At 69.6% G+C, this 21,817-nt stretch carries 19 protein-coding genes and 2 tRNA genes; 11 read left to right on the top strand and 10 right to left on the bottom strand.

All coding sequences use genetic code 11. The annotated features are described in order from the left end of the window. The first annotated feature begins 17 nt into the window (after positions 1 to 17). Complete coding sequence (locus BN159_RS26935; RefSeq protein WP_015660163.1) at positions 18 to 1,403, top strand: amidase; 1,386 nt, start codon at positions 18 to 20, stop codon at positions 1,401 to 1,403. Here the strand turns inward: BN159_RS26935 and BN159_RS26930 are convergent. Continuing rightward, positions 1,381 to 1,878, bottom strand: coding sequence for a DUF3830 family protein (locus BN159_RS26930; RefSeq protein ID WP_015660162.1), 498 nt, complete (start codon positions 1,876 to 1,878; stop codon positions 1,381 to 1,383). The genes BN159_RS26935 and BN159_RS26930 overlap by 23 nt on opposite strands. 47 nt (positions 1,879 to 1,925) lie before the next feature. Here BN159_RS26930 and ehuB point away from each other — a divergent pair, with 47 nt between their 5' ends. From ehuB to BN159_RS26900, 6 genes are all read left to right on the top strand, one after another. Further along, positions 1,926 to 2,831, top strand: coding sequence for an ectoine/hydroxyectoine ABC transporter substrate-binding protein EhuB (gene ehuB, locus BN159_RS26925; RefSeq protein WP_041819907.1), 906 nt, complete (start codon positions 1,926 to 1,928; stop codon positions 2,829 to 2,831). Further along, positions 2,828 to 3,526 carry an ectoine/hydroxyectoine ABC transporter permease subunit EhuC gene (gene ehuC / locus BN159_RS26920; RefSeq protein ID WP_015660160.1) on the top strand — a complete coding sequence of 233 codons (699 nt, stop codon included), beginning with the start codon at positions 2,828 to 2,830 and terminating at the stop codon, positions 3,524 to 3,526. Before ehuB ends, ehuC begins: the two co-directional genes overlap by 4 nt. Next, positions 3,523 to 4,173: an ectoine/hydroxyectoine ABC transporter permease subunit EhuD gene (gene ehuD / locus BN159_RS26915; RefSeq protein ID WP_015660159.1), complete on the top strand. Its 651-nt coding sequence runs from the start codon at positions 3,523 to 3,525 to the stop codon at positions 4,171 to 4,173. Before ehuC ends, ehuD begins: the two co-directional genes overlap by 4 nt. A gap of 1 nt (position 4,174) precedes the next feature. Further along, a complete protein-coding gene (ehuA, locus tag BN159_RS26910; RefSeq protein WP_015660158.1) occupies positions 4,175 to 4,957 on the top strand; it encodes an ectoine/hydroxyectoine ABC transporter ATP-binding protein EhuA in 783 nt (260 codons plus the stop codon). Positions 4,958 to 5,122: 165 nt separating this feature from the next. After that, positions 5,123 to 5,881, top strand: a complete 759-nt coding sequence (locus BN159_RS26905) for an IclR family transcriptional regulator (RefSeq protein ID WP_015660157.1) — start codon at positions 5,123 to 5,125, stop codon at positions 5,879 to 5,881. Between the two features lie 97 nt (positions 5,882 to 5,978). Next, a tRNA-Lys gene (locus BN159_RS26900) sits at positions 5,979 to 6,052 on the top strand. A 114-nt stretch (positions 6,053 to 6,166) separates the two neighbouring features. Here the strand turns inward: BN159_RS26900 and BN159_RS26895 are convergent. The 4 genes from BN159_RS26895 to BN159_RS26880 all read right to left on the bottom strand — a co-directional run bounded on the left by BN159_RS26895 (position 6,167) and on the right by BN159_RS26880 (position 11,198). Continuing rightward, positions 6,167 to 7,822 carry an AMP-binding protein gene (locus BN159_RS26895; RefSeq protein WP_015660156.1) on the bottom strand — a complete coding sequence of 552 codons (1,656 nt, stop codon included), beginning with the start codon at positions 7,820 to 7,822 and terminating at the stop codon, positions 6,167 to 6,169. Positions 7,823 to 7,957: 135 nt separating this feature from the next. Further along, the gene (locus BN159_RS26890; protein WP_015660155.1) at positions 7,958 to 8,563 is read right to left on the bottom strand and encodes a lytic polysaccharide monooxygenase auxiliary activity family 9 protein; all 606 of its coding nucleotides are present in this window, start codon (positions 8,561 to 8,563) and stop codon (positions 7,958 to 7,960) included. Between the two features lie 118 nt (positions 8,564 to 8,681). After that, entirely contained in the window at positions 8,682 to 9,791 is a 1,110-nt protein-coding gene (locus BN159_RS26885) for an SPFH domain-containing protein (protein ID WP_015660154.1), read from the bottom strand. A gap of 90 nt (positions 9,792 to 9,881) precedes the next feature. Further along, positions 9,882 to 11,198: a peptidoglycan-binding protein gene (locus BN159_RS26880; RefSeq protein WP_015660153.1), complete on the bottom strand. Its 1,317-nt coding sequence runs from the start codon at positions 11,196 to 11,198 to the stop codon at positions 9,882 to 9,884. A 197-nt stretch (positions 11,199 to 11,395) separates the two neighbouring features. On the opposite strand from BN159_RS26880, the gene BN159_RS26875 reads away from it, so the two are divergent. From BN159_RS26875 to glxA, 3 genes are all read left to right on the top strand, one after another. Then, a tRNA-Lys gene (locus BN159_RS26875) sits at positions 11,396 to 11,469 on the top strand. 442 nt (positions 11,470 to 11,911) lie between these two features. Further along, positions 11,912 to 13,885, top strand: coding sequence for a glycosyltransferase family 2 protein (locus BN159_RS26870; RefSeq protein WP_015660152.1), 1,974 nt, complete (start codon positions 11,912 to 11,914; stop codon positions 13,883 to 13,885). Then, on the top strand, positions 13,882 to 15,819 hold the full coding sequence (gene glxA / locus BN159_RS26865; RefSeq protein WP_015660151.1) for a radical copper oxidase GlxA: 1,938 nt from the start codon (positions 13,882 to 13,884) through the stop codon (positions 15,817 to 15,819). Before BN159_RS26870 ends, glxA begins: the two co-directional genes overlap by 4 nt. A gap of 37 nt (positions 15,820 to 15,856) precedes the next feature. On the opposite strand, the gene BN159_RS26860 is transcribed toward glxA, so the two are convergent. Then, on the bottom strand, positions 15,857 to 16,873 hold the full coding sequence (locus BN159_RS26860; protein ID WP_015660150.1) for a glycoside hydrolase family 6 protein: 1,017 nt from the start codon (positions 16,871 to 16,873) through the stop codon (positions 15,857 to 15,859). Between the two features lie 164 nt (positions 16,874 to 17,037). On the opposite strand from BN159_RS26860, the gene BN159_RS26855 reads away from it, so the two are divergent. Further along, the gene (locus BN159_RS26855; RefSeq protein ID WP_015660149.1) at positions 17,038 to 17,814 is read left to right on the top strand and encodes a GAF and ANTAR domain-containing protein; all 777 of its coding nucleotides are present in this window, start codon (positions 17,038 to 17,040) and stop codon (positions 17,812 to 17,814) included. A 261-nt stretch (positions 17,815 to 18,075) separates the two neighbouring features. On the opposite strand, the gene BN159_RS26850 is transcribed toward BN159_RS26855, so the two are convergent. From BN159_RS26850 to BN159_RS26835, 4 genes are all read right to left on the bottom strand, one after another. Further along, the gene (locus BN159_RS26850; protein WP_015660148.1) at positions 18,076 to 18,741 is read right to left on the bottom strand and encodes a class F sortase; all 666 of its coding nucleotides are present in this window, start codon (positions 18,739 to 18,741) and stop codon (positions 18,076 to 18,078) included. Between the two features lie 4 nt (positions 18,742 to 18,745). Next, complete coding sequence (locus tag BN159_RS26845) at positions 18,746 to 19,282, bottom strand: hypothetical protein (protein WP_015660147.1); 537 nt, start codon at positions 19,280 to 19,282, stop codon at positions 18,746 to 18,748. A 103-nt stretch (positions 19,283 to 19,385) separates the two neighbouring features. Next, the gene (locus BN159_RS26840; protein ID WP_015660146.1) at positions 19,386 to 20,165 is read right to left on the bottom strand and encodes an HAD-IIA family hydrolase; all 780 of its coding nucleotides are present in this window, start codon (positions 20,163 to 20,165) and stop codon (positions 19,386 to 19,388) included. A gap of 77 nt (positions 20,166 to 20,242) precedes the next feature. After that, positions 20,243 to 21,769, bottom strand: a complete 1,527-nt coding sequence (locus BN159_RS26835; protein WP_015660145.1) for an alkaline phosphatase family protein — start codon at positions 21,767 to 21,769, stop codon at positions 20,243 to 20,245. Positions 21,770 to 21,817: the final 48 nt, after the last annotated feature.

The following is a 21,817-nucleotide window of genomic DNA, read 5'->3' as shown; positions in this document are numbered from 1 at the left end:
CCATGGCTGGAGGGCGTATGACCGACCTGACCGGACTGACCGCCGTACAACTCCTCGACGGCTACCGCACGGGCGCCTTCAGCCCGGTGGAGGCCACCCGCGCGGCGCTGGAGCGGGCCGAGTTGATCCAGCCGGAGGTGAACGCCTTCGTGCGGATCACCGCGGAGCAGGCGCTGGCGCAGGCCCGGGAGTCGGCCGAGCGGTGGCGGCGCGGGGAGCCGGCGGGGTTGGTCGACGGGGTGCCGGTCACCGTGAAGGACATCCTGCTGATGCGCGGGGCGCCCACCCTCAAGGGGTCCAGGACCCTGTCGGAGAAGGGAAGTTGGCAGGAGGACGCACCCTCCGTCGCCCGGCTGCGTGCGCACGGTGCCGTCTTCCTCGGCAAGACCACCACCCCGGAGTTCGGCTGGAAGGGCGTCACCGACTCGCCCCTGACCGGTGTCACCCGGCACCCGCTGGACCCGACGCGCACGGCGGGCGGTTCCAGCGGGGGCGCCGCCGCGGCCGTGGCGCTCGGCGCGGGCCCGCTCGCGCTCGGCACGGACGGCGGCGGCAGCGTCCGTATCCCGGCCGCCTTCTGCGGGATCTTCGCGCTGAAGCCGACGTACGGACGGGTGCCGCTGTATCCGGCGAGCGCGTTCGGGACGCTGTCGCATGTCGGCCCGATGACCCGGGACGCGGCGGACGCGGCCCTGATGCTGGAGGTGATCGGCGTTCCCGACTCCCGGGACTGGTCGGCGCTCGGCCCGGCCGCCGGGTCCTTCGTCGACGCGCTCGCACACGACGGCGGGGTGCGCGGGCTGCGGGTGGCGTACTCGCCCTCGCTCGGCGGCCAGGTGGCGGTGCGCCCGGCCGTCGCCTCCGCGGTACGGCGGGCGGTGGAGCGGCTCGCCGGGCTCGGCGCGTACGTCGAGGAGACCGACCCCGACCTCACCGACCCGGTGGACGCCTTCCACACCCTGTGGTTCAGCGGCGCGGCCCGGGTGACCCAGCATCTCGGGCCGCACGAGCGGGAGTTGCTCGACCCCGGACTGCGCGAGATCAGCGCGCTCGGCGCCCGGTACAGCGCCCTGGACTATCTGGCCGCCGTCGACGTCCGGATGGAACTCGGGCGCCGGATGGGCCGCTTCCACGACTCCTACGACCTGCTCGTCACGCCCACCCTGCCGATCACGGCGTTCGAGGCGGGCGCCGAGGTGCCCAAGGGCTCCGGGCACCGCCGCTGGACGGGGTGGACGCCCTTCACGTACCCCTTCAACATGACCCAGCAGCCCGCCGCCACCGTCCCCGTCGGCACGGACGGCGACGGACTGCCGGTGGGCCTTCAGATCGTGGCCGCCCGGCACCGGGACGATCTGGTGCTCAGGGCGGCGCACGCGCTCATGTCGAACGACGGAAGCTGAGCGTCTCGCCCGCCGCCCCGGTGCGCCAGAGGTCGTTACAGGCTTCGGCCATCCGGGGGAGCCCCTCCACGACCTCGCCCCAGACCGTCCCCGGCACCCAGCCGACATCGCCGTTGAGCAGCAGGTTGTTGCGCTCGTAGAACAGGGCGAGGTCGACCAGGGTGGTGCCGGGGCGGACCTCGCGGTCGTAGCCGTAGGCCCTGGTGCCCAGCTCTGCACCCGCGAAGGCGAAGTAGCACAGGTCACCGGGGATGGGGGTGACGGTCGGGTTCTCCAGGGGCGGCTCGGTGTCCGCGAAGGGCGGGAAGAGGGCGTAGATCTCGTTGCGGGCGTATTTGGCGTGGTAGACGTCGCCGCCGAGCGGGAGGGCGTCCCAGACGGCCGCGCAGGTCAGCGGTGCGCGGTCGGCAAGCAGCCTGGCCGTGCAGTGGATGTCCCGCTTCACGAGCGAGATCTCGATGAACCGGTCAGTCATGCCATCCAGGGTGCATACATCGCATGCTCTCGGGTAGCCGCGCCGCCATGTCCCCACCACTGGAACATGGCGAACACACATCCGGAACCACCCGCCGATCGCTGCTCGCGGGGGTGGCGGCGCTCGGCGCGCTGGGCGCGGCCGGCTGCTCGCGGGTGGCCACCGCCTCCACCGAGGACGGCGGTGACCTGCTGGAACGGCTGCGGGCCGCGGGCGTCGTACGGCTCGGGATCGCGGGCGAGATCCCGTTCGGCTACATCGACAAGAACGGCGAGCTGACCGGCGAGGCGCCCGAGCTGGCAGAGGTGATCTTCAAACGGCTCGGGGTGGACAGGGTCCAGCCGGTGCCGACCGAGTTCGGCTCGCTGATCCCCGGGCTCAACTCGCAGCAGTTCGACGTCGTAGCGGCCGGGATGTACGTCAATCCCGAGCGCTGCGAGCAGGTCATCTTCGCCGATCCCGACTACCAGATGCTCGACGCGTTCATCGTGCGCAAGGGGAACCCCAAGGGGCTGCGCAACTACCAGGACGTCGTGGAGAAGAAGGCGAAGTTCGCGACCGGGACCGGGTACGCGGAGATCCAGTACGCCGTCGATGCCGGGTACGCCGAGGGCGACATCCTCATCGTGCCGGACCAGGTCGCGGGGCTGAACGCCGTGGAGGCGGGCCGGGTCGACGTGTTCGCGGGGACCGCGCTGACCGTCCGCGAGGTGGTGAAGAAGTCCGGCAGGACCGAGTCGACCGAGCCGTTCAAGCCACTCGTGGAGGGCGAACCGCATGTCGACGGCGGCGCCTTCGCGTTCCGGCCGACCGAGACGAACCTCCGGGACGCCTTCAACGTCGAGCTGCGCAAGCTGAAGCAGAGCGGCGAACTCCTGCGCATTCTCAAGCCGTTCGGCTTCACCGAGGCCGAGATGACGGATCTGACCGCGAAGGAGCTGTGCGGCGGATGACTTCTGGACTGTGGGAACTGGTACTCAAAGGCGTCTGGGTCACGATCCAGCTCCTGGTGCTCAGCGCGCTGCTGGCCACGGCCGTCTCCTTCGTGGCCGGCATCGCCCGCACCCACCGGCTGTGGATCGTGCGCTTCCTCGCGGGCTTCTACACCGAGGTGTTCCGCGGGACCTCGGCGCTGGTGATGATCTTCTGGGTGTTCTTCGTGCTGCCGCCCGCCTTCGGCTGGCAGCTCGTCCCCCTGTGGGCGGGCACGCTCGCCCTCGGCCTCACCTACGGCGCCTACGGCTCGGAGATCGTGCGCGGCGCGCTGAACGCGGTCGACCCGGCGCAGAAGGAGGGCGGCATCGCGCTCAGCTTCACGCCCTGGCAGCGGATGCGGCTGATCCTGCTGCCGCAGGCGGTGCCTGAGATGATCCCGCCCTTCTCCAACCTGCTGATCGAGCTGCTCAAGGGCACCGCGCTGGTGTCGGTCATGGGCATGGGCGACCTCGCCTTCAGCGGCAACCTGGTGCGCCTCGCCCTCCAGGAGAGCGCCGAGATCTACACGTACATCCTGCTGATCTACTTCGTGATCGCCTTCGCCCTGACCCGGGTGATGCGCGGCCTGGAGAAGCAGCTGAAGGCCGGGGTCGGCAAGCGCCCGGAGAAGAAAGTCGTCGTTGCCGAGCCGGTGGGCGGTGGTGTGTCGTGAAGTGGGACTGGGGAGCGGTTTCGGACTTCATGCCGCAGTTCTGGGACGGACTGCTGGTCACCCTTCAGGCGCTGGCGCTCGGCTCGTTGATCTCCTTCGCGCTGGGCCTGGTGTGGGCGCTGCTGATGCGGGTGCCGAGCCGCTGGGTGACCTGGCCGGTCGGTGTGGTCACCGAGTTCGTGCGCAACACCCCGCTGCTGGTGCAGCTGTTCTTCCTCTTCTACGTGCTGCCCGAGTGGGGTGTCACCTTCTCCGCGCTGACCACCGGTGTCTTCGCGATCGGGCTGCACTACTCGACGTACACGATGCAGGTCTACCGGGCCGGCATCGAGGCGGTGCCGGTCGGCCAGTGGGAGGCCGCGACGGCGCTCAACCTGCCGCTCACCCGGACCTGGACCGCGGTGATCCTGCCGCAGGCGATCCGGCGCGTCGTACCGGCGCTCGGCAACTACGTGATCGCGATGCTCAAGGACACGCCGATGCTGATGGCGATCACCGTGCTCGACATGCTCGGCGAGGCGCGGCTGTTCGCCCAGGAGCAGTTCCAGTTCACCGAGCCGCTGACGGTGATCGGCGTGGCCTTCATCGTCATTTCCTATCTGGCCTCCCTTCTTCTGCGAGCCCTGGAGCGACGCCTTGTCCACTGACATGAAGCCCAGTCCCGACATGAACGAGCCCGCCGACAAGCGCTCCGACGGCAAGCTGATCCGGCTGGATCAGGTCACCAAGCGGTTCGGCGACCACACGGTCCTGGACCACCTCGACTTCTCCGTCGAGGCCGGCAAGCACGTCACCCTGATCGGTCCGTCCGGCTCGGGCAAGACCACGATCCTGCGGCTGCTGATGACCCTGACCAAGCCCGACGAGGGCACGATCACCGTCGACGGCCGGCAACTGTTCCCGGCACCGGAGAAGCAGGTCCGCGAGGTCCGCAAGAAGATCGGGATGGTGTTCCAGCAGTTCAACCTGTTCCCGAACATGACGGTCCTCAGAAACATCACCGAGGCCCCGGTCACCGTGCTCGGCCTGTCCAAGGACGCCGCCGAGGAGCGGGCCCGGGAGCTGCTGGAGCTGGTCGGCCTCACCGACCACATCGACAAGCACCCCTCGCAGCTCTCCGGCGGCCAGCAGCAGCGGGTGGCCATCGCGCGCGCCCTGGCGATGCGTCCCCAGGTGCTCCTGCTGGACGAGGTCACCTCGGCACTCGACCCGGAACTCGTCGCGGGCGTCCTCGACGTCCTCAGGGACATCGCCCGCTCCACCGACATCACGATGCTCTGTGTGACCCACGAGATGAACTTCGCCCGGGACATCTCCGACCAGGTCCTGATGTTCGACTCCGGCCGGGTCATCGAGGCGGGCTCCCCGGAGAAGATCTTCAGCGAGCCCGAGCACGACCGGACCCGGGAATTTCTCAGCGCGGTGCTGTGACGCCGGTCACCAGGTCATGGCCGTGTCATATGCCAGAGGGTTATCACCGCAGGTTGCGGCGTCGGAATCTTGTCAACAACCGCTCACTACAAGCCTCTTGGCGGCTATCGTTGAGTCGATTGGCTGACTGGAATCCGGCACCGAACAGCTAGCGCAGGGGGAACCGTGGCGCTGAAGCACGAGCCGACCGCGCCGTACCACTCGGCCCAGGACGCCCTGCGCGTCCTGGAGACCGTGGCACGGCACACCACCGGAATCACCGACGCCGAACTCGCCCGGCACACCGCCCTCAACCCGGAGCGCCTGACCAGCCTCCTGAGGATGCTGCGCCGCGAGGGGTACGTCGAGCAGGTCACCGACGGCGCCTATGTCACCGGCGAGGCGCTGACCCGCCTGGGCTCGGCGCAGGACCGGGAGGAGGCCCTGCGCGAGAAACTCCAGCGCACGCTGGACCGGCTGCGCGACTCGGTCGGCGCGGCGGTGTACATCAGCCGGTATGTCGACGGCGAGGTGAAGGTCACGCAGTACGCGGACAGCCCGGACACGCCCGCGGTGAACGAGTGGGTGGACTTCCGGGTGTCCGCGCATGCGACGGCGGTCGGGAAGAGCCTGCTGACCCAGCTCGATCACAACGGTCGACGTGATCACCTCTCGCGGCACAAGATGGCGAGGCTGACCTCGCGCACCATCACCAGCGACAAGCTGCTCCTCTCGCGGCTCGAGGCCCAGCCGGCGACGGTGCCTGTGCTGGACCTCCAGGAGTATGCGGTGGGGACGGTGTGTGCGGCGGTGCCCATTACTGCGGGGTCCTCGGTGGGCTGCCTGGCCCTGTCCCTCCCGGTGGAGCATGCGCATCGGCTGCGGCAGGCGGCGGACGCGCTGAATCGGAATGCGGCGCCTGTACTTCTGTCCTTGGCGATCTAGGCCCCTTGCCCCTGGTTCGGAGCGCCCCTCCGGACCAGGTAGTATTTTCTCTGTCGTCAGCCGCGAGACACCAAATCTTGCCGCTGGCGTGAGTCATGCGCCGCTAGCTCAGTTGGTTAGAGCAGCTGACTCTTAATCAGCGGGTCCGGGGTTCGAGTCCCTGGCGGCGCACAGCAGTGAAGGCCTTCCGTGAGAGCGGAGGGCCTTCACTTTTCATACGAGGCTCCCCTGCATCGCCGCGGGAACTGCTGGGGGTCTGGGGGTTATCCCCCAGAGAATGCAGCATCAGCGGGTCCGGGGTTCGAGTCCCTGGCGGCGCACTTGTGAAGGGCCTCTCGTCGTGACGAGGGGCCCTTCGGCTTCCTCGGGGGTCATACAGCGGTACGTCGGTTCTCCCGGCGGGCGCCACCACACCGGGTCGGTACAGTGCACGCCCTCCCGCCTCAGCAGCGCCCGGTGGATCTTGTTCGTCGCGGTGACCGGCATTCGGTCCACCACGCGCACGAACCTGGGCGCCATCTTCGTCCCCAGGTCCGGCTGGGCCGCCAGGAACCCCGCGAAGGCCACCGGGTCGAAGCTCCCGGCGATCGTCGCCATCACCTGGTCCCCGGTCACCGGGTCCGGCACCGCGTAGACGGCTACGGCGTGGGCGCCCTCGTAGCGGGTGAGGATGTTCTCGATCATCGCGGCGGCCAGGTTCTCCCCGTCGACCCGTAACCGGTCGTCGGCGCGTCCGGCGAAGTAGAGGTAGCCGTCGGCGTCGCGGCAGAAGAGGTCGCCGGTCCAGTACGCCCCGTCCCGCCGCCGCTCCGCCTCCGCCCCCGGATTGCGCCAGTACCCCTCGAAGGGGCTCGGCCCCCGGTTCACCAGCTCCCCGATCGCCTCGTCCCCGTTCAGCAGCCGCCCGCCGTCGTCGAAACGCGCGGCCGGCCGCTCCCGCCCCGTCTCCGGATCCAGTACGACGAGACCCGGCACCGCCCGCCCCACCGCCCCGGCCGGGGTCCCGGGCGACCACTGCACGGCCGCGCCGCCCTCGGAGGAGCCGTAGCCCTCCACCAGCCGCACCCCGAAGCGCCGCTCGAAGGCCGCCGCGTCCGCCGTCCCCGCCTCGGTGCCGAAACCGAGCCGCAGCGGGTTGTCGCGGTCGTCGGGGCAGGGCTCGGTGGCGAGGACGTACTGAATGGCCCGGCCGACGTAGGTGAAATACGTGGCCCGGAACGCGCGTACGTCCGCCAGGAACCCCGACGCCGAGAACCGCCGCCGCAGCGCGACGCCCGCTCCGGCCGCGAGGGCGGGGGCCCAGTCGGCGATGACGGCGTTGCCGTGGAACATCGGCATGCAGATGTAGTGCACGTCCTCGGGGCGGACCGTGAATTGCGCGGCCAGCGATCTCCCGGCCGCGGCCAGGCGGCCCTGCGTGCAGATCGCCGCCTTGGGGGCGCCGGTCGAGCCGGAGGTGAAGTAGAGGAGGAGGCGGTCGGCGGGGGTGGCTCGGGAGGGGTCGGGGCGGGCTTCGGCGTACGGCGCGAGGAGGGCCTCGTACTCGTCGGAGCCGGTCAGCAGGATGCGGACGCCGGGCAGGTCGAGGGCCTGGAGGAGCGGGAGGTGGGCTGGCTCTGTGATCAGGACGCGGCATTCGGTGTGCAGGATGTCGCGGGCCAGTTCCGGGCCTCTGCGGGTGGGGTTGATGCCTGCCACCGCCGCGCGGGCGAGGGCGGCGGCGCCGAGCCAGAGCGGGTACTCCGGGGTGTTGTCGAGCAGGACCCCGAGGTGCGGCTCGGCACCTGGCGGGAGCAGTTCGGTGAGGAGTGCCGCGCGGGCCGCGGCGCCTGCGGCCACCTGGTGGTGGGTCAGGGTCCGGTCCTCGCACCACAGTCCGGGGCGATGGTCACCCCAGCGCGCCGCTACGAGTTCCGCGATGCTGCCGCTCGTGAACTCCATGGCGGTGCACCATAATTGACGAAGCGTCAGATATCCATGCTCTGGTACGAGAGCGCGATTCCCCGCACGCCGGCCGGCCGAGCCGGCGTACGGGGAACCTACCCGCGGGGGAAGCCGGAGTTGCTCAAGCGCTGCTCAGAACGTGACGTCCGAGCAGGCGTAGAAGGCGTTTCCGGTGTCGGCGATCGTCCATACCGCGAGGATCACGTGCCGTCCGCTGAGCCCGGACGGCAGCCTGCCGCTGTGCGAGAGGGTCTGCGGTGGCCGCTGGTTGTTGTACGGCACCGTCAGGAACGGGGTGAGGTTGAGGTCGGACCGGGACAGGTTGTGGTTCTGGTTCCAGCCCGGCTTGGTGACGTAGTACTTGAAGTCCGTCGTCGCGTGCATGGCCGTGAACTGCCAGCGGAACGTGTAGCTCTGACCGCCCGTCACCCGGGTCGCGGGCCAGGCTCCGCCCGACGGTGTGCGCGGCGAGCTGAGCTGGCTGAACTGGCCCAGCCCGGCGTTGCATATCGTCCCGTCGGCCGGGCCGGAGCCCGGGAAGCCCTTGGGGCCCTCGACGCTCTGCGGCTCCCACTGGATGGAGCCGCAGTTGGTCACGGTGCCGTTCTGACAGAGTTTCTGCCTGCTGATGGGGAGGTCTGTGTAGCCGTGGCCACTGGCCCCGCCGGACGAGAGCACGAGGGCTCCGGTAGTGGCGAGACCGACCACGGCGGCAGACAACTTGGTCTTTCTGCGCATGCTGCCGCTCCTGGGAACGTGGGGGAGGTTCTGTGAGCTGTGCAGGTAGGTCTAGACCAAGTTCGAGAGTATTGCCGTTAGTTGGCTGTGTCCATATCAAAAGACGTGTCCATACCAATCAGCCACCCGATTCCCCACGCCCGGCACAGAAGGCGACCGTCAAGTCCTTCACCAGCGCCTTGCGTTCGTAGTCGTCGAGTTCGACAAGACCCCGCATGGTCAGCCGGGTCACCGTGTCCTCCACCGAGTCCACCACCGAGGTGAGCATCGACGCCCGGTGCTGGGCGTCCAGCGCGGCGATCCGGCGCCGGTGCATGGCGGCGGCGACCTCGGGCGCGTACTCGACCCGGACCGGCTGCACCGAGAACACCTCGACGCCGATGGCCGCAGCGTCGGCCGCGACCAGCCGGGTCAGCGCCTCCCCCGCCGCCTCCACGGACCCGCGCCCCGACCCCGGCGCCTCCACCGGCACCCGGGCCAGCGCCGCCTCCACGCACTCGCGCAGGTACGCCTCGTGGTCCTCGACGCCCAGGGTGGCCCGCGCGGTGTCCCGCACCCGCCACACCGCGAGCACCACCACCCGCAGCGCGACCCCGCTCGCGTCGGACGCGGGCATCGGCTCACTGCGCCAGTGCCGCAGCCGCACGTCCACCCGGCGGCGCAGCAGCATCGGGTTGACCCACATCAGGCCGGTGCGCCGGACCGTGCCCCGGTAGCGGCCGAACAGACCGAGCACCCAGGCGCGTCCGGTCCGGCCCCGGGCGAGGCCGCCGAAGCCGACCAGGCCGAGGGCGCCGGCCCCGGCGTAGGCCGCCCACTGTGCGGGGCCGAGGCCCGCGCCGGCGTAGACGGGCAGCCGGAGCGCCTCCAGCGCGAGCGGCGGAAGGGTGCCCGCCCACCAGGAGGTGACGGCGCAGCCCGCGAGACCGCAGGTCCCGGCGAGGACGCCCGCCGCGCCGGGCAGCACCCGCGCGGGGCGCTCGGCCAGCTCCGGGTCCACCTCCGGCAGGGACCGCGCCTTCGCCGGTTCCGGTCGACGCAGCCTCGGCTGCTCCCCGGTCCCCTGCCGGCGGCTGACGACCGCGGGCTTCAACGGGACCGACACCGGGTCGGGCTCGTCACGGAACAGGAGATGGACGGGGATCTCGGTGGTGACCTCGTTCTGGATCAGCCGGGCGGACCGGGACGGTCCCTCGGACTCCGGTGTCGGTGAAGTGGTCGTGCTCATGCGTGCCTCCAGCCTCCGCGCCAGATGCGTCACAACAGGGGGTACTGCGGGGGGGTACAGAAGGGGACAGAAGAAGGGCGTGCGGATCGATTACGAGAACAGCCGCCGCCAGGTCTCCGGGCCCGGGTAGCCGTCCGCCGCGCCGCCGCGCCAGCCCTGGGCCCGCTGGAAGGCCTCGACGTTGCGGCGGTCGGCCTCGCTCCAGCGGGGGCCGGGGCCGGTCTTGTAGAACTTGCCGAACCCCTTCTTCACGAGTTGCTTCCCGAGCAGCGTGACGTGGCTGTTGTTCGCCCCGGGCCGGAACATCGCCCGCCCCGGATACCCGGGCACCCCGTGCGAGGAGGGCGGCGCGGGATTTCCGGAGCCGATGTCCTTGCCCTTGCCGGTGATCAGCAGCGCCCAGGTGTGCGGCCCCGGCAGCCCGTCCGCTTCCGAGCCCCGCCAGCCCTGCGCCTGCTGGAAGGCCCGGGTGGCCCGCCGGTCCGCGTCCGACCAGTGCGGTCCCGGGCCCGAGGTGTAGTAGCGTGCCGCGCCGCGTGCGACGAGCATGCGGCCCAGCTCGGTGACGTACTTGTTGTTGGCCCCGGCCCCGAAGTACGCCCGCCCCGGATAGGGCGACCCGGCCGGTTCGGCGGGTTCGGCGGGCACCTCCGGCGTCGAGCCACCTGTACCGCCGGCCACGAGCCCCTTGTAGCGGTAGGCGACGTAGCGGCTGGAATTGCTCCAGTAGGCGTACGGGGTGGACTGTCTGCGGGCGTTCGGAGGGGCCTGCTCGTAGGCGATGTAGTAGGTGTGCGTGTAGTCGGTCCAGCCGCCGAAGATGACGACGTGCGAGCCCTTCTCGGGGTCCGCCGGGTTGTGGAACAGCAGCATGTCGCCGGGCTGGAGGTCGTCCTTCGGGATGCGCACGCCGTACTGGTCGAGCGAGCCGGTCCACTCGTTGCCGGGCAGGCTCCAGGCCATCGAGACGAACCCCGAGCAGTCCTGCCGGTAGCCGTCCGACCAGTACCGGGACATGCTGTACGGCACCCTCGCCGCGACCCACACCTTGGCCCGCTTGATGATCTCCGCGCGGGTGGTCGTGGGCGCCTTGGCGGGCTTGGCGGGGACTCCGCCGGGACCGTGCAGCGGGGCCTTGCTGCCCTGCGGGGTGTCGGGTTCGTCGGCCCCCGGAAGATCCGCCGCAAGACTCGGCCGGTCGGGTGCCTGCGGGGCCGCCAGCGCCGGTACGGCATGCCCCGCGCCGAGCGCCGCCGCGGCGGCGGCCGCCACGATCACCGTCCGGTGGGCCGGGTGGGCGCCGGTGCGGCCGGTCGCGGAGTGCGGCAGGACGCGCCGCCAGTGCACACATCCGGGACAGTCGCAGTCGCTCGCGGGTTCGATCTCCTCGAATACCGGAGTCTCCATGCGATTCCCCTCACACTCCGGATGGAAATGTTCGCGTCTGTACACATTCGTCAGTTTCTCAACTGTCTTCCGGGCGCGCATGCTGACGGTCCGAATGATGTACGGCACCCCCCTGACCGGGGCCGGAGCACGAACCGACGGTCCGACCGGTGGTCCGGAGCACCCTCCGGGGTCCGGTAGAGTTACGACGTCAGCAGGCGCCGCTAGCTCAGTTGGTTAGAGCAGCTGACTCTTAATCAGCGGGTCCGGGGTTCGAGTCCCTGGCGGCGCACAAGACCGGGAAGCCCTCCGCAGCCGATGCGGGGGGCTTCGCGCATATCCGGGCGACGTGGCCATATCCGGACCGTCTTCCCACAAAGGGCACACAGTTCCCCCACAGGCGCCACAATGAACGCGTATGACCGGTAAACACCGCGTTTCGCATCTTGCGATCATGATGAACGCCGTAGAACCCTGGTTGTTCAAACTGTCGCGAGTACGCGGCAGTTGGGGGGCAGGAAACCGGTTGCTCGATTCAACGGGGAGAGGGGCCCCGTTCATGAACGGATGCCGAGGGGGGCATCATGCAACCGGAAGGTCGCGGTTCCATGTCTATGAAGTGGAAGATGTGGTGACTGTGACCCACCACTGATACGTCTGTGAAGGTCGAGGGGGACCTAAACAGACGAAGGAACCGACAGACACGCGGTGACCTGCGTGTGGGGGGATGACTCATGACGTCGACGCCGACGGGCGCCCGGCCGAACTCCGACCCGTCACAAACCACTCAGCTCAGAGTGCCGACGCATCGGACCGGAGCATTCAGGCGCATCAAGAAGACGCTGCCGAAGTACGACTACGAGCACTACAGCCGGCTGGCGGGTCCCCTCACCCAGCCCGATCCGAACAAGCCGTACAAGGTGCAGTACCGCTCGCTGATCTCGCAGGAGCCGCACCGCATCCGGGTCGCCCTGATGCTCGCCGCGGCGCCGCTGCTGTCGCTGGTGCTGCTGGCCTGGCTGCTCCAGCCGGAGCACTGGACCGAGCGCGACTACGTGGAGTACGACTTCCTGCCGGCCCTCGACATCGTCATGCTCGTCTCGATCGGTCTGATCGAGTTCTTCCGCTGCATGAACGTCCTGTCGAACGCGCACGCCACCCTGGTCGCCCGCGACCCGATCCCGGTGGTTCCCGAGACCGGCACCAGAGTCGCCTTCCTGACCTCCTTCGTGCCCGGCAAGGAGCCGCTGGAGATGGTGACGAAGACCCTGGAGGCGGCGGTCAAGCTGCGCCACCGGGGTCTGATGCACGTCTGGCTGCTGGACGAGGGCGACGACCCGGAGGTCAAGGAGGTGTGCGCCCGGCTCGGTGTGCACCACTTCTCCCGCAAGGGCATCGCCAAGTGGAACCAGGCCAAGGGCCCGCACCGCGCCAAGACCAAGCACGGCAACTACAACGCCTGGCTCGACGCGCACGGCGACAACTACGACTTCTTCGCCTCGGTCGACACCGACCATGTCCCGCTCCCCAACTACCTGGAGCGCATGCTCGGCTTCTTCCGGGACCCGAACGTCGGCTTCGTCATCGGCCCGCAGGTCTACGGCAACTACGACAACTTCGTCACCAAGGCCGCCGAGTCCCAGCAGTTCCTCTTCCACGCCCTGATCCAGCGGGCGGGCAACAAGTACGGCGCCCCGATGTTCGTCGGTACGTCGAACGCCGTACGCATCAAGGCGCTGAAGCAGATCGGCGGTCTGTACGACTCGATCACCGAGGACATGGCGACCGGCTTCGAGATCCACCGCCACAAGAACCCGGCGACGGGCAAGAAGTGGCGCTCGGTGTACACCCCGGACGTGCTCGCCGTCGGTGAGGGCCCGAGCGCCTGGACGGACTTCTTCACCCAGCAGATGCGCTGGTCGCGAGGGACGTACGAGACGATCCTCAAGCAGTACTGGAAGGGCTGGTACTCGCTGCCGCCGAGCAAGCTCTTCAACTACACGATGATGATCATCTTCTACCCGATGTCGGCCCTCAACTGGATCCTGGCCGCGCTGAGCTGCGCCCTGTTCCTGGGCCTGGGCGCCTCGGGTGTGAACATCGACCCGACGATATGGCTGATGCTCTACGGCAACGCCTCCGCGCTCCAGATCGGCCTGTACGTCTGGAACCGCCGCCACAACGTCTCGCCGCACGAGCCGGAGGGCTCCGGCGGTGTGGCCGGCATGGTGATGTCCGCGCTGTCGGCGCCGCTGTACGCCAAGGCGCTGATCGACTCGGTGCTGCGCAAGAAGAGCAAGTTCGTGGTGACCCCCAAGGGCGACTCGGCCAGCCCCGACCGCTGGTTCGGGACCTTCCGCTACCACTGGTACTTCATCCTGATCTTCGGCGCGTCCATCGCGGCCGGTTTCTACTACGGGCACGCGCACCCCGCGATGGTCATCTGGGCGACGTTCGCCATGCTGATCACCGCCACTCCGATCTTCGCCTGGCGGCACATGCTGCGACAGGAGAAGAAGAAGCCGCCGGTTCCGGTCCAGCCGGACCCGGTCGCGCCGATGGTGCCGCACCAGGCTCAGCCGCTGCCGACCCAGTCGGGCGGCCAGCACAGCCCGCAGCACAAGCCGAGTTGGGCCGCCTCGCAGGGCGGCGGCACCGACCAGACCATGCAGATCGCCCTTGGTGGACTTGGGGGACGTAAGGAATGAAAGACCAGGCCGGCCGCCGCCGTGTCCGTCGACTCGCGATAGGCACGGCGGTGGTGCTCGCGCTGGCCGGGATGAACGGTCCGTGGCTCTACCGCTTCGGCACCGAGAAATACCACCAGTACCAGATCAACAGACCGGAGTACAAAGCCGACAACGGTCACTGGGAGATCATCGACTTCCCGGAGGAGTACCGGCAGAACACCATCCACGCGGCGCTGCTGCGCACCGGCAAGGTGCTGCTCGTCGCGGGCTCCGGCAACAACCAGGAGAACTTCGACGCGAAGAAGTTCGACACCCGGATCTGGGACCCGGTCAAGGGCACGATCAAGAAGGTGCCGACGCCGAGCGACTTGTTCTGCACGGGCCACACCCAGCTCGCCAACGGCAACCTGCTGATCGCGGGCGGCACCAAGCGGTACGAGAAGCTCAAGGGCGATGTCACCAAGGCCGGCGGCCTGATGATCGTCCACAACGAGAACCCGGACAAGCCGATCACCCTGCCCGCCGGGACCAAGTTCACCGGCAAGGAGAACGGCAAGACGTTCGTCTCCAAGGACCCGGTGCTGGTGCCGCGCGCCAAGAAGGTCTTCGACCAGGAGACCGGCGAGTTCCTGCGCAACGACCCCGGACTCGGGCGCATTTACGTCGAGGCGCAGAAGAGCGGCTCCGCGTACGAGACCGGCACCGAGGACAACTACCGGGTGCAGGGCCTGTCCGGCACCGCCGCGCGGAACACGTACGGCATCGCGCAGAAGCTGGCCCTGGACAAGAAGGACTTCCAGGGCATCCGGGACGCCTACGAGTTCGACCCGGTCGCCGAGAAGTACATCAAGGTCGACCCGATGAAGGAGGCCCGCTGGTACCCGACGCTCACCACGCTGAGCGACGGGAAGATCCTCAGCGTCTCCGGGCTCGATGACATCGGGCAGTTGGTGCCGGGCAAGAACGAGGTCTACGACCCCGACACCAAGAAGTGGACGTACACCTCGAAGATCCGGCAGTTCCCGACGTATCCGGCGCTGTTCCTGATGCAGAACGGGAAGATCTTCTACTCCGGTTCCAACGCGGGATACGGACCCGATGACGTCGGGCGCGAGCCTGGCATCTGGGACGTGGACTCCAACAAGTTCACCAAGCTGCCCGGGTTGAGCGACGCCGATCAGCTGGAGACCTCCGGGACCGTGCTGCTGCCTCCGGCGCAGGACGAGAAGTACATGGTCATCGGCGGCGGTGGCGTCGGCGAGTCCAAGCTGTCCAGCGAGAAGACCCGGCTCATCGATCTCAAGGACGACAGCCCGAAGTTCGTGGACGGGCCGTCGATGGAGAAGGGGACGCGGTATCCGCAGGCGTCGGTGCTGCCGAACGACACCGTGCTGGTGTCGGGCGGCTCCGAGGACTATCGCGGGCGCGGCGACTCCAACATTCTCCAGGCCCGGATCTACGACGGTTCGAGCAACACCTTCGACCAGGTCGCGGATCCGCTGGTCGGGCGGAACTACCACTCCGGGTCGATTCTGCTGCCCGACGGACGCGTGATGTTCTTCGGGTCGGACTCGCTGTACGCGGACAAGGCGAACACGAAGCCGGGGAAGTTCGAGCAGCGGATCGAGATCTACACGCCGCCGTATCTGTACCAGGGGTCCCGGCCGTCGCTGTCCAAGGGGCCGGAGAGCATTGAGCGCGGCGAGACGGGGACGTTCACGTCTCAGCACGCCTCGTCCATCAAGAAGGTGCGGTTGATCCGGCCGAGCGCGGCCACGCATGTGACGGACGTCGATCAGCGGTCCATCGCGCTGGACTTCAAGACGGACGGGAACAAGGTGTCGGTCACTGTGCCGGAGAACAAGAACCTCGTTCAGGCCGGCTGGTACATGCTGTTCGTCGTCGACGACCAGGGCGTGCCGTCCGAGGCACAGTGGGTTCAGGTCCCGTAGAACGAATCCCCGCGCCCCTTCCGGGGCGCGGGGATGGTCACTGAGAAGCCTTGGCCAGGCCGAGCGCGTACTCCGGCCACCACTCCCCGGCCTTCGGGCCGCCCTTGCACTCGCCGTCCGACTCTCCTGGGCGCTTGACCCAGATGTAGGCGTCGACCAGGTCGTCCGCCGTCTTTGTCGTCGGGGTCTCGCCCAGGGCCCTGCCCGGCGGGTTGCACCAGCGCTCCCCCGCGTCGCCCTCCTCGTACGGGCCGTTGCCGTTGCGGCTGGTGTCGATGACGAAGGGCTTGTTGCCGATCTTCGACGAGAGGGTCTTGCCGTACTCGATGGAGTTCTCGGTGGTGTAGAAGTTCGAGACGTTCACCGAGAAGCCGTCCGCGCCCTCGACGCCCGCCCATTTCAGCGGCTCGAAGATCTGGTCGGGGTTCCCCCAGCCGGCGTTGCCCGCGTCCAGGTACACCTTGGTGTTCTTCAGGGACTTGAGCTTCTCGATGGCGCCCTTGAGGAGGTCGTAGCGCTCCTCGTGGAACTCGTCCGGGGTGCAGCCGTCCACCAGGTGCAGCACGGCGTCCGGTTCGAGGATGACCGTCGTCGAGCGGTCACCGATGCCCGCCGCCACGCCGTCGATCCACTCACGGTAGGCGTTGCCGTCGGCGGCGCCGCCCTGTGAGTACTGACCGCAGTCACGGTGCGGGATGTTGTAGAGGACCAGCAGCGCCGTACGGCCCGCCTTGTCCGCGGCCTCGGTGAAGCCGCGCGCCTCGTCCTCCGGGTTCTCCGGGCCGATCCACTCACCGGTCGGCTGCTCGGCGATCTTGCGGATCTGTTCCGCGTCGTCGTCCTTGCCGTCTTTCGCGTAGGTGGCCACCTGCTGGGCCGCGTTGCCGTCCGGGTTCACCCAGAACGGGTCGACTTCCTTGGGCTGCTGGGTGATGCCGGCCGCGTTCTCCGGCTCGTCACCCCCGTCGTCCGAGGAGGAACACCCCGCGATCAGCAGTGCCGCCCCCAGCACCGTCGCGGTGGCTCCCCTTCGGGCCCCCCTGCTGCCGTACATCCAACTCCCCCTTGGGTGCACCGTTCGAAGGCTCAATCCTGACATACCTGCCCTGGGGCATACGAGATCGGCCGAGCCTTGTCCGCGAGCTGTTACACCCCCGGGGGCGAGGGTAAGTGCGCCGCTGAGCGGGGAGGCCGACAGGGGAAGGGACGTGGGGGAGCATGCGGTGCACCACCCGGGAGGCTCGGCTGGCGGCGGCGCTGGTGGAGGCGTCGGACACGCTCACCGAGGGGTTCGAGACGACCGACTACTTACAACGGGTCTCCGATCACTGCGTGGAGCTGCTGAGCGCGCGGGCGGCCGGCTTCATGCTGATCGACTCAGGCCGGACCGTCTCGCTGGCCGGGTGCAGCGGGCAGCGGGAACTCGCACTGGAGCTGCTCCGGGCGCAGTCCGGCGGCGGACCCTGCCTGGACAGCTACGGCACCGGGCGGGCGGTGCCGCCGGTCTCCATCAGCGTGGCGCACGCCGGGGCGCGCTGGCCGGGGTTCACCGAACAGGCGCTGCGGCACGGGGTGGCGGCGACCTTCGCGGTGCCGGTGCGGCGGCGGGAGACGCTGCTGGGCGCGCTGAACGTGTTCACGCCGACGCTGCCGGAGGGCCGGACGCCGGAGGGCGACGGGGAGTTGCGGCTGGCGCAGGCGCTGGCCGACGCGGCGGCGGTGGGGCTCCAGAACCATCGCGCGTACACGCGGTACCGCACGCTCGCGGACCAGTTGCAGGCGGCGCTGTCCAGCAGGGTGCGCATCGAGCAGGCCAAGGGCATGCTCGCCGAGCGCTGGCAGACCGGCGCGGACCACGCCTTCACGGCCCTGCGGCAGTACGCCCGCCGCCGCCGTCTCCCGCTGGACCGAGTGGCCCAGTCAGTCATCGACCGCGTCGCCGACAACGCGGAGCTGCGCCGGGAGGCGGAGGGCGGGCCCGGCGTGCAGCAGTAGGCACGGCGCATCAGCTGCGCGGATCACTCAGTGCCACCGGGCTCCAGCCTGGCGCCAGTCGGACTCTAGGCCCGGGCGCACATCCGTTCTAGAGTCGTGTGAGACGGCCCCAGCCCCCGGCCTGTCGCCCTCCCCCGTGATGACCACCCATGCCTCCCGCGCGTGCCGCCGGGTTACTCCCGCAGCCCGAGCGCGCGCGGTCGAGGGCCGGCCCGGTCGGCGGCCTCGGGGGGAGCGGGTCGTCGACCGGGCCAGGTGCGTTCACAGACCCGTGCCCGTGAGGTAGGCGGAGACCACGACGTTCGCCGTGTAGCTGCGGCTGGCCCGGTCGAAGGTGCCGCCGCAGGTGATGAGCCGCAGTTCGGCGCGGCCGGGCTCGCGGGGGCCGTAGGCCCGGCGGGCGTCGAAGCGGTCGCGGGTGAGGACTTGGACGTCGTCGACGGTGAACTCGGCGACCTTGCCGTCGTCGCGGATCACCCGGACCGTCTCGCCGGGCTTCAGCGCGCTGATCTTGTAGAAGACGGCCGGCCGGGTCTCGGTGTCGACGTGCCCGACGAGCAGCGCCGCTCCGGAAGCGCCGGGTGCCGCTCCGGCGGCGTACCAGCCGACGACGCCGGGCTGATCGAAGGGGGGCGGGTCGACGGCGCCCTGCGGGTCCAGGCCGCGGGCCACGACGGGCGCCTGGATGCCGAGGCCGGGGATGTCGACGCGCTGGGGTCCGGCCTCGCCCAACGGGAGGGCGGGGGGCGGCAGATCGACGTCGGGCGGGCGGCCGACGGCCGCCATGTCGCCGGTGGTGGGCGTGGATATGCCCCGGCGTACGTCGGTGACCTCGCGTCCCCACAGCCACAGACCGAGCAGCAGGACCGCCCAGGCCATGCCGGTCAGCAGCCGCCCGGAGAACGCGGGACGGTGGCGCGCGGACATCGGATCAGTCCGTCCTGCGGCTCCGGCGGGCGCTTCTGAGCGCCACGGCCGTCGCCGCGACACCGGCGAGAACCAGTCCGGTCACCGTCTGCGCCGTACCGGGACCCGTCGTACCGGCGTCGTCGTCAGCGGTGCTGAGGTGGGCCGCGGCGCCGCCACCGCCCGCCTTCACGGGCGCGACCGGAGAGGCGTGCGCGGAGGGCGCCTGCCCGACCGGCAGGGAGACCGTGCGCTTGGCCTCACCGCAGATGACCATGACCTCGTAGGTGCCGACCTCCAGGGAGGACCGGATGCGGCTCTCGCCGACCAGGGTGTTCTCCTCGCCGGTGACGCTGAGCCGCACCTCGCTGACGAACGCCGCCGACACCGCGCTCGCGGTCCGCTCGGCGCAGCCCGTCACGCGCAGCGCGACCTCGGCGCCCGGGGCGGGCGAGGCGGGGTTCACGGAGATGCCGCCTCCGTCCGCCGCGTTCGCCGCCGGGGTGAGCGCCGTGAAGAGGACCGCGGCGCCCGCACAGAGAGTGACTTTCATTGAGCCCATCGTGAACCTCCAGATACCTGGAGCGTCCTCCTGGGCGACGGACCCCGCATCCTCAGCGGGGTCCGACTGCTCCGTACGGGTCGTTTTCCGGGGTCGGGGGGTTTCAGATCCGGTCGACCAGGTCCGCGATGGAGTCGACGACCTGGGAGGGCCGGTACGGGAAGTTCTCCACCTGCTCGGGCCGGGTCAGCCCGGTGAGCACCAGGAAGGTCTGCATCCCGGCCTCGATACCCGCCAGTACGTCGGTGTCCATCCGGTCGCCGATCATGGCGCTGGACTCGGAGTGGGCGCCGATGGCGTTCAGGCCGGTGCGCATCATCAGCGGGTTCGGCTTGCCCGCGAAGTAGGGCTGCTTGCCGGTCGCCTTGGTGATCAGGGCGGCCACGGCGCCGGTCGCGGGCAGCGGGCCCTCGGTCGAGGGGCCCGTCTCGTCGGGGTTGGTGCAGATGAAGCGGGCGCCGCCGTTGATGAGCCGGACCGCCTTGGTCATGGCCTCGAAGGAGTAGGTGCGGGTCTCGCCAAGGACGACGTAGTCCGGCTCGTGGTCGGTGAGGATGTACCCGATGTCATGCAGTGCCGTGGTCAGTCCGGCCTCGCCGATGACGTACGCCGAGCCGCCGGGCCGCTGGTCGTCCAGGAACTTGGCGGTGGCCAGGGCCGAGGTCCAGATGTTCTCGATCGGCACCTCCAGGCCCATGCGGTTGAGGCGGGCGTGCAGATCGCGCGGGGTGTAGATCGAGTTGTTGGTCAGGACCAGGAACGGCTTGCCCGACTCGCGGAGCTTCTTGATGAAGGCGTCTGCGCCGGGGATCGGTACGCCCTCGTGGATCAGCACACCGTCCATGTCGGTGAGCCATGACTCGATGGGCTTGCGGTCTGCCATGTGCGGGACTCCTGGCGTACGTACGAGCGATGAGCGGAGGGCGCCGGAACCACGGCGTACCGACGCCCTCAGCCTAATCAGGAAGTGGTCACCTTGACCCCGTCGATCACCCAATACCAGTTGTTGGACCCGGTGTAGTGGAAGCGGAAGCTCACGCTGGAGGCACCGGCCGGGACCGGCACATTGACCGACTGCGGCTGGGAGATGACGTCGGAGGTGTAGCTCTTGACGGCGGTGGGGGCACCGAGGTTGAAGGAGACGAGGATCTGGGCGCTCTGGGCGCCTTCCTGTCGGTAGAAGGTGGTGAAGTCGAGCCGGACCGTGGTCTTGCCGGTGACGTCGTACGCGGGCGTCACGAGGGTCGTGTCGTAGTTCCCGGAGAAGGACTTGTCCGACCACTCGTCGGAGTCGGCGACGGCGAAGACGCCCCGGGCGCGGACGTTGAGCTCGCGGGACTGGTCGCGCTGGGTGCGGGACCAGAACTCGTCGGTGGCGAAGGACCAGCCGCGCCACTCGGTCACCCCGCCGGTGCCCATGGCGTTGTTGATGAGGGACCAGCCGCTGGGCGGGGTGTGGGTGAAGCCGAGGACGCCGGCCGGGATGCCGGTCTCGTCGACCCGTCCGGTGAGGGAGGACTGGAGGGTGTCGAAGGGGTCGGCGGAGCGTTCCTGGATCGGCTTGCCGTCCAGGCCCCAGGCGGGGTCGACCGGGATGCCGAGCTGCTTCAGGACGGTGGGTACGACGTCGACGAGCCGCGTGTCGATGGGGCGGGCTCCGGCCGCGATACCGGGCCCGGTGGCGAGGACGAAGGTGCGCCGCTCCTCGACGGACGAACCGCCGTGGCCGCCCGGGTCGGTGTGGCCGTGGTCGGTGGCGACGATGACCGTCCAGCGCTCGGTGGCATGGCTGGGCCGTGCCTTGATGGCGGCGCGCAGCCGCCCGAGGTAGGCGTCCTGTACGGCGATCTGGTCGAGGTAGGCCTGGCTGCCCGCGCCCTGGTTGTGGCCGACGATGTCGGACTGTCCGAAGTAGACGAAGAGGACGTCCGGGTTCTGCCCCTTGATGATCGCCTCGGCCTCGGCGGCGATGGTGGCGTCGTGCCCGGTGTACCCGTCCCGGTCGCCGTCGAGGACGAGCTTGGCGTCGGCGCCGGGGGTGATGGTGCCCTGGGTGTCGAGGGGCAGCCAGTCGACGGCGGCGTACGTGGACAGCGCCGGCCGGACCTGGGTGAGGCGGGCGAGGAAGCCGGGGTACTGGCCGTACTTCTTGCCCGCGAAGGTGTTGTCCTTCACCCCGTGCTTGTCGGGCCAGACTCCGGTGGAGATCGTGGACCAGCCGGGGCCGGAGGAGGTGGCGGCCATCGGGTTGGCGTAGAGCAGGGAGGTGCCGTAGGTGCCCTCGCTCATCATCGCCTTGAGGTGCGGGGCGTTGGCGGCGGCGATCCGGTCGTGCCGGAGGCCGTCCATGCCGACGACGAGGACCTTGTCCTGGCTGGTGCCGCCGGGCAGGGTCGGCACGGCGCGGGCGGGTGCGGCGCCGAGGGTGAGGGCCGCGGCGGTGGTTGCGGTGGCGGTGAGCACGGTGCGGCGGGACGGATGGGACATCGCGTGTTCCTCCGGTGGGAAGAGTAAGTGCTCGGACCCGGCCCCGCC

The sequence above is a fragment of the Streptomyces davaonensis JCM 4913 genome, assembly GCF_000349325.1.
Taxonomy (GTDB): domain Bacteria; phylum Actinomycetota; class Actinomycetes; order Streptomycetales; family Streptomycetaceae; genus Streptomyces; species Streptomyces davaonensis.
Note: the sequence above shows the minus strand (reverse complement) of the source record. Positions and strands in the feature narration are given on the sequence as shown.